This is a genomic window from Phytobacter palmae (genome assembly GCF_039409775.1).
Lineage (GTDB): Bacteria > Pseudomonadota > Gammaproteobacteria > Enterobacterales > Enterobacteriaceae > Phytobacter > Phytobacter palmae.
This window is the reverse complement of sequence record NZ_JBCIVJ010000049.1, coordinates 1-4,800: the sequence shown is the minus strand read 5'-3', so window position 1 is coordinate 4,800 and position 4,800 is coordinate 1. Positions and strand designations below refer to the sequence as shown.

Sequence of the window (4,800 nt, the reverse complement as noted above, 5' to 3'; positions counted from 1 at the left end):
GTTTTCTTTGTCATTTCCTCAACATGGTCAGCTATCAGGCAAGGTGGAATTTTAAATGGTGATATTGCACTGCCGGAAATTAGGTTTGTAAAAGATCTTTATTCCGCCTATAAGAAGGTGGAGGGTGATAGGGTTTCATATTCATTAATAATTAAATCAAAGAGTATTTGGAGTCCGAATAAATCAAGAGGGGAGTATAAAAATTACATTTTGGTTATAGGTGAAAGTGCTCGCCGTGATTATGTCCATTCATTCGGCGGTAAGTACAGTAACACTCCTTGGCTTGATAGTGCCCCAGCAATGATTTTTGATAATTACATATCTGCCGGTCCTTCAACAATGATCTCATTAACTAATACCTTATCCTTACGTAAGGGTAGTGTTTTAGAACTGAATAATAATGTTGTCACTCTAGCATCAAAAGCTGGTTTTGAAACGTGGTGGTTATCCAATCAAGGCAGTAAGGGACACTTCGATTCACCAATTTCATTGATTGGGCATAGTGCAGATTATAGTGAGTTTATTAAATCTGGAAGCTCAGATGATAGGCTTATCTCGCCAGATGAAAATTTGTTACCCTTACTTGATGTAGCTTTAAATAAAAATAAAAATGAAAATAAATTGATTGTTCTTCATTTGATGGGATCACATCCAAAAGCCTGCATTAGAACTAATAATACCTATGATATTGATGTGGGCGCGAAGGAAGTATCATGTTATATAAAGTCCATAGAGATGACAGATCAATTTTTATCTAAAGTTATTTCTCTTGCAAATCAGACTGGTGAAAGTTGGTCTGTTATGTATTTTTCTGATCATGGATTGTCATACGTTAATAAAGATACACAAGGTGCTTACTTGACACATGGTGACAAGACTAAAGAGAATTATGAAGTGCCATTCTTTATTATTAATAGTAACTCAGAAATAAAAGAAGTTGTACATCAGCCACGTAGTGCACTTGATTTTATGACGACATTTTCTCAATGGTTGAAAATTAGCGATCGTAACATACCAAGTGCTTGTAATATGCTTTCTAATGAAAACTGCAGTAATGAAGATTATGTTATTGATTTTAATGGGAATTACATTAAATTTAATGACTTGCCTTCGGTTCCATAGACAGGATCTTCTTGAGATCCTTTCGTTCTGGCCGTAATCTCCTGACCTGTAAACGAAAAAGCCACCCGGTAAGGTGGCTTTTCGAGGGATCAGTTGAGCTGTAACTCTTCTGAACCGAGGTAGCTGGGTATACGAGACCGCAGATACCAAAACTGTTCTTTCAGTGTAGCCGTAGTCAGGCCCATACTTCAAGACCTCTGAATATCTCTCTCGTATACCTCCAGTTACTAATGGCTACTGCCAATGGCGATTTGTCGTGCCTTTTCGGGTTGGACTCAAGTTGATAGTTACCGAAAAGAGCGTGGTAGTCGGACTGAACGGGGGGTTCGTGCATACAGTCCAGCTTGGAGCGAACTGCCTACCCGGAACTGAGTGTCAGGCGTGGAATGAGAAACCGCGGCCATAACAGCGGAATGACACCGGTAAACCGAAAGGCAGGAACAGGAGAGCGCACGAGGGAGCTACCAGGTGGAAACGCCTGGGATCTTTATAGTCCTGTCGGGTTTCGCCGCCACTGATTTGAGCGTCAGATTTCGTGATGCTTGTCAGGGGGGCGGAGCCTATGGAAAAACGGCAACTCCGCATCCTTTTTTTCTCCTGATTTTAGCGCCACTCTTTCTCTTGTCATTCGTGAGCTGGTAACGCCCGCCACAGTCTCACGGCCGGAGCGTAGCGACCGAGTGAGCGAGGAGGCGTCATTTCATCGCTACCAGTATTTTGCACTTACGCCATGCAGCTACATTTTCCCTTGCCATATGAAGCACTTTCGTGATTCCTTCCTGCGGGCTAACATATTAAGCCAGTATACACTCCGCTAGCGCTACGTGACTGGTTCAGGGCTGCGCCCCGAAACCCGCTAAAAGCACTGACGCGCCTGCGGCTTGTCCAACACCGCGCCGTCCGGGAAATTCTTTCCCGCCCGTCCCGGCGTTATCAGGAGGCAGGATTGGCAGACAAACGCAGCAAAATGCTCACGATGTGGGTGACTGAGGATGAGCACCGGCGTCTGCTGGAACGCTGCGACGGTAAACAGCTCGCAGCCTGGATGCGCCAGACGTGCCTGGACGAGAAGCCCGTCCGCACCGGCAAACTTCCGTCGCTCTCGCCGGCGCTGCTTCGTCAGCTTGCCGGCATGGGTAACAATCTTAACCAGATTGCCCGGCAGGTTAACGGCGGTGGCGGCAGCGGCAACGACCGCGTGCAGGTCGTTGCCGCCCTGATGGCCATCGATGCCGGACTCGAACGGCTTCGCCAGGCAGTGCTGGAAAAGGGGGCAGACGATGATCGTTAAATTTCACCCGCGAGGGCGCGGCGGTGGTGCCGGTCCGGTGGATTATCTGCTGGGTAAAGACCGGCAGCGCGACGGCGCCAGCGTTCTGCAGGGTAAACCGGAGGAAGTCCGGGAGCTTATCGACGCCTCGCCCTACGCCAAAAAGTACACATCCGGTGTGCTGTCCTTTGCCGAACAGGACTTACCGCCCGGCCAGCGCGAAAAGCTGATGGCGAGCTTTGAGCGGGTTCTGATGCCCGGACTCGATAAAGATCAGTACAGCGTGCTGTGGGTTGAGCACCGGGACAAGGGGCGACTGGAGCTGAACTTCCTGATCCCGAACACGGAGCTGCTGACCGGCAAACGGCTGCAGCCGTATTACGACCGCGCCGACCGTCCGCGCATTGATGCCTGGCAGACCATCGTGAACGGCAGGCTGGGGCTGCACGATCCGAACGCGCCGGAAAACCGACGGGCGCTGGTCACGCCGTCCGCGCTGCCGGAAGCGAAGCAGGAAGCCGCTCAGACGATTACACGGGGGTTACTGGCCTTGGCCTCCTCCGGGGAGCTGAAAACCCGTCAGGACGTCACGGAGGCGCTGGAAAGCGCAGGTTTTGAGGTGGTGCGCACCACAAAAAGCAGCATCAGCATTGCCGACCCGGACGGGGGGCGAAACATCCGACTGAAGGGAGCCATCTATGAACAGTCTTTTAACGCTGGCGAAGGACTTAGAGCAGAAATCGAAAGCGCAGCAGCAGAGTACCGGCGAGATGCTGAAAGCCGCATTCAGCGAGCACGAGAAGTCTGTCAGAGCGGAACTGAGCGAAAGCGAGAAGAGAATCAGCGCCGCCATCCTCGACCACGACCGGAAGCTGTCCTCAGCCATGAGCCAGCGCACGAAAGGGATGCTGCGCATGGTCAGCCAGACGTGGCTGACCATCGTCCTGGTCTCCGCGCTGCTGATAGCGTCGGGCGCGGGCATTCTGTGGTGGCAGGGGCAGCAGATACTCGACAATTACACGAGCATCCGGGAGCAGAAGGACGCGCTGGAGAAGCTGAACGCCCGGACGTGGGGCGTGAGGTATCAGGAAGACAACCAGGGGCGTTTTCTGGTGCTGCCGGAAGGCGTGAAAGCGGACACGAACTGGACGTTCGACAACGGCAGGAAGAACGGCATCAGACTGGTGCAGGAGTAGAGCAGCATGACAGAGCTGGAAAAACAGTTGCTGAGCGCATTAGAGCAGCTACAGCAGGACTACTCGAAAAGGCTGGACGAGTGGGAGAACGCCTTCGCGGAATGGCGGACGATGTCTGGTCTTATGCAACGGGAGAACGCGGCGCTGAGCGAGCGCGTGTCAGACTTGAGCGAGCAGGTACAGAGTTTGAGCGGGCAGCTGCGCCGGTTGTCCGGGAGCTGAACGCCATTGAGCATGAGCGACAACATCAGAAAGAACTGACATTGCAGCGGAGCCGGTCATATAACGGCCGGACACTGGGGTAAAGACCGGAGGGCTGGAATGAATACTGGTGTTGAAAATACACTCATGCGTACGTCAGTCAGCGAGATCAGGCCTCTGCCTGGCGGAGAATGCTATGAAGCCAAAGTGACACATATTTATGATTCACAGGGTAATGAAATCCCGTTGCCGGAAGGTTGTCATGGCTGGGGAATGGCGTGGGGAAAAACAGAGACGGAAGCCAGGGGAAAGGCCGAAGGTTATGCCAGGGAGCAGCTTAATACTCTCTGATGTTAAGTTATGAAAATATGGCGTTTACGTGTTTTTTTGTGTCAGACAGCCGGTCATGCATCTGGCTGCATAGTCATGCATGACGGTAAAATCTATCAGGTGCGTTTCTGGCGGTTTTCCGGGTGGTTTGTTGCCTGTTTTACCGTTCTGCCGTCAGAAACGCCCTGAACGCGTTTTGGCGGTGCGCGTAAGTGGGATTATGTTAAACAATAAAAATTGGATATTATTTTGAAATTTAAAATCATTGATTGCATAAAACGTGGGTTTGGTTTTTACAAGTGGGATGTTATTTTAATTTCTTGGATTTCACTTGTTCACTTTTCTCTTGGGTATGGAGTTAAGGTAATATATGTATTATCTGTTTTTTTTGGATTGAAACTGTTATTTTGTTTTAGTAAATTCTTTTACATTTCGATAATTTTAATATTATCATTGATAGGGTTTATATATTCCCCTGTAGGTATTATCTACGGTTACCCTGATATTAATGTTGTAGGTTCTTTTTTGTACACTGATAGCAGTGAAAGCAAAGAGTTTTTGATTGGTACGCCGTTTTATGTATATTTAACTTCTTTTTTAATAGTGTTAATTGGTTTTTTCTTACTGAAAATGCCATTTTCAAAAAAAATATCCTCTAGTAGAGTTAAAGTGTTTTTTTTT

Annotated in this window: 4 protein-coding genes and 1 pseudogene; all 5 read left to right on the top strand. The window is 49.0% G+C overall.

The window, feature by feature from the left end; all coding sequences use genetic code 11:
- A partial coding sequence (locus AAIG39_RS25435; protein WP_343195038.1) for a phosphoethanolamine transferase occupies positions 1–1,122 on the top strand: 1,122 nt, incomplete at its 5' end.
- 967 nt (positions 1,123–2,089) lie between these two features.
- Positions 2,090–2,413, top strand: a complete 324-nt coding sequence (locus AAIG39_RS25430) for a MobC family plasmid mobilization relaxosome protein (protein WP_182952555.1) — start codon at positions 2,090–2,092, stop codon at positions 2,411–2,413.
- Positions 2,403–3,893 (top strand): plasmid mobilization relaxase MbeA, encoded by a 1,491-nt coding sequence (gene mbeA, locus AAIG39_RS25780; RefSeq protein ID WP_425503351.1) that lies wholly within the window; start codon positions 2,403–2,405, stop codon positions 3,891–3,893. The genes AAIG39_RS25430 and mbeA overlap by 11 nt, the downstream gene beginning before the upstream one ends.
- Positions 3,894–3,909: 16 nt before the next feature.
- Positions 3,910–4,140, top strand: a complete 231-nt coding sequence (locus AAIG39_RS25410; protein ID WP_182952553.1) for a hypothetical protein — start codon at positions 3,910–3,912, stop codon at positions 4,138–4,140.
- Between the two features lie 228 nt (positions 4,141–4,368).
- Positions 4,369–4,800: pseudogene (locus AAIG39_RS25405) on the top strand (hypothetical protein); the annotation flags it as partial.

Coding starts and splice junctions, on each gene's coding strand:
- mbeA (WP_425503351.1), top strand. CDS start 2,403: ATGATCGTTAAATTTCACCCGCGAGGGCGCGGCGGTGGTGCCGGTCCG.
- AAIG39_RS25430 (WP_182952555.1), top strand. CDS start 2,090: ATGCTCACGATGTGGGTGACTGAGGATGAGCACCGGCGTCTGCTGGAA.
- AAIG39_RS25410 (WP_182952553.1), top strand. CDS start 3,910: ATGAATACTGGTGTTGAAAATACACTCATGCGTACGTCAGTCAGCGAG.